Origin of the sequence: Streptomyces botrytidirepellens, from assembly GCF_003721215.1 — a bacterium.
GTDB lineage: Bacteria > Actinomycetota > Actinomycetes > Streptomycetales > Streptomycetaceae > Streptomyces > Streptomyces himastatinicus.
This window is the reverse complement of record NZ_RIBZ01000517.1, coordinates 1-2376: the sequence shown is the minus strand read 5'-3', so window position 1 is coordinate 2376 and position 2376 is coordinate 1. Positions and strand designations below refer to the sequence as shown.

The following is a 2376-nucleotide window of genomic DNA, read 5'->3' as shown; positions in this document are numbered from 1 at the left end:
TTCGACGACGGGCAGTCGGCGCATGGCCCGCTCCCGCATCAGCTGCACCGCTCGGTCGGTGTCATCGTCGGGGGAGACGGCGACCACGTCTTCACTGCAGACCTCCTGAACGGGCTTGGCGCCGGGGTCCCCGCCCTCGGCAAGTACCCGTACCACCAGGTCCCGGTCCGTGATCAGGCCGCGGAGCTGATCCCCTTCGGTGATCAGGATGTCGCCGATGTTCTCCTCCCGCATGCGGCGGGCGACATCGGCCACGGGGGTCTGCGGCTGAACCGTGACAGGAGGACTGGTCATGATCTCTCGAATACGCTGCGACATGGGAACGCTCCTCAGTGCCTGAAGGATCCCCCCTTGGGCTGTGCAGCAGCCTTCGCGGTTCCGAGTACCCGGCGAACTGCTCGTGCCTCGTTCTGCGGAAGGGTTTCTGTTCCCGGAGGTGTGCATCAAGGACGGTGATCAAGAACCGATCAGGTCCATCGCTGTAAGCTTTCGGGCAGGCGATCCGTAAGATCGATGGCCTTTTCCCTGGTCGATGCGGTAAGCGGTCGCTCAGGGTGATGGAGTTGCCGATCGATGACATGGATGCCTCGCCATACACCGTTGGCCAGGTGGCGGCGATGCTGGGCACGGATCTTCCGGGAGTGCCAGTCGCCTCGATCCGAGTCGAGGTACATCGTTCGCACGTCATCTACACCCAGCGCATTCCGGTCGTGGACAGCTGCTCGGATCCGGACCTGGCACGATGTCCGTGGCGGCCGGCGACGCCTTCTCGCATTACACCCTTGCCCGGTACCGGAAGATCCGGGGCGATCGGCAGGCCGCCGACGCGCTCTACCGCGCCGTCGCCGAACGGCACGCCGGGTGCGCCTACGGACTCGGCGTACTGCTCCGCGAGGATGGTGATCCGGAGGCCGCCGATTGGTTCCGCCGCGGCTGGGAGCGAGGACGCAACCTCGACTGCAAGATCGAGCTCGGCAAGCTGCTCGCGGCAGAGGGGCGGCTCGATGAGGCGGCGAAGTTTCTGATGAGCGACATCGATCTGGGCGACATCGCGGTCTTTCGCTGGCACAGCTCTTCGAGTCGATCCGCGAGGACCTCGACCGCGTCGCGGCGGGGCTCGATGCCGCCGAGGCCGCCGGGGATGGGGATGCCGCCGCCGAGGCGCTGCCCCGCTCTTCGACCTGGAACAGCACTTCCGCGACTACCCGGGCTTGACGACCGAGGCCGCCGGTTACTACAGCAGGGCTTCCGCGCTCAGCGCCTCCGCCCGCGCGGACCACGCCGCGTTCCTGACGGAGACCGGCGGCGAGGCGTCCTGGCCCGAGGCCCGCGGCCTGCTGCTCCAAGCCCACGAGGAGGGCTACGAAGGCGCCGCGTACGCACTCGGTGTTCTGCACGAGCAGCGCGGCGACCTCGGCGACGCCGAGCTCTGGTACGGCCTTGCGGCCGCCCACGGGCTTCAGCCGGCCCAGTGGAACCTCGGGCTCCTGTGCAAGCGGCAGCGGCGGTACGAGGAGGCCGAAAGCTGGTTCCGGGAGGTCGGTGAGGACGACGAGGACGTCGTCGAGCAGCTCGCTCGGATCGCCGCGATCCGGGCGGGCGGCGCCATCGCCCCCGGCAAGGACTTGCGCCGACTGCCGAGGCTGCGGGAGCGAGCCGAGGCCGGCGACGTACACGCCTCGTACGCGTACGGGAGGATCCTCGGCGACTGGGGCGGCGCGGACGACCGCCACCTGGTCCGCTGGATCAAACCCGGCGCGCTGGCCGGGGACCCACAGGCGGCGTACGACCTCGCGGAGCTGTACGGCGCGCTGCGCAGGCCCACGCTGCGCGACCAGTGGTACCGGACAGCCGCCGAGGCGGGCCACCACGAGGCGTGCCATCAGATGGGGTGGCTCTCCGAGTACCACCGGGACTATCAGGAAGCCGAGCGCTGGTATGTGCGTGCGGCCGGTGACGGGTCCCCGCTGAACGCCATGCTCGCGGGCAAACTGAAGGCCCAGCGCGGCGCGTGCGCCGAGGCGGAACCGTTCCTCCGTATGGCCTGGGAACAAGGCGGCGACTCCGCGTATAGGACGGAGGCAGCCGGGTACCACGGACTCGTCCTGCACCGGCTGGGCCGCCTCGCGGAAGCCATCGAGCCGCTGCGGACCGCCGCCTCACGCTGGGACGACGACGTGAGCGCCCGCTACAGCCGGGACGACCTGGACGTGCTGTCCCGGATGGCCGATCCGGAGAAGGAGTTGGCGAAGGTGGAGGCGGCGCTGACGGCGTGACGCCGCCGGCTGGAGGCCTGGGGCACGCCCGAGTGGGACGCCCTCCGCACGAGACCGTGTGACCATCCAACCTGCTCAGTTGCCAACTATCCCGCTCAGT

The 2376-nt window shown here is 69.3% G+C and carries 3 protein-coding genes; 1 reads left to right on the top strand and 2 read right to left on the bottom strand.

From position 1 onward, the window contains the following. Both EEJ42_RS32200 and EEJ42_RS51280 read right to left on the bottom strand, forming a co-directional pair. Window positions 1–294: CBS domain-containing protein (locus EEJ42_RS32200; protein WP_246097533.1), on the bottom strand; the 294-nt coding region annotated here is incomplete at its 3' end. Window positions 295–688: 394 nt separating this feature from the next. Further along, window positions 689–1069, bottom strand: a complete 381-nt coding sequence (locus tag EEJ42_RS51280) for a hypothetical protein (protein ID WP_184503373.1) — start codon at window positions 1067–1069, stop codon at window positions 689–691. Between the two features lie 142 nt (window positions 1070–1211). On the opposite strand from EEJ42_RS51280, the gene EEJ42_RS32195 reads away from it, so the two are divergent. Further along, window positions 1212–2276: a tetratricopeptide repeat protein gene (locus EEJ42_RS32195; protein ID WP_184503372.1), complete on the top strand. Its 1065-nt coding sequence runs from the start codon at window positions 1212–1214 to the stop codon at window positions 2274–2276. Window positions 2277–2376: the final 100 nt, after the last annotated feature.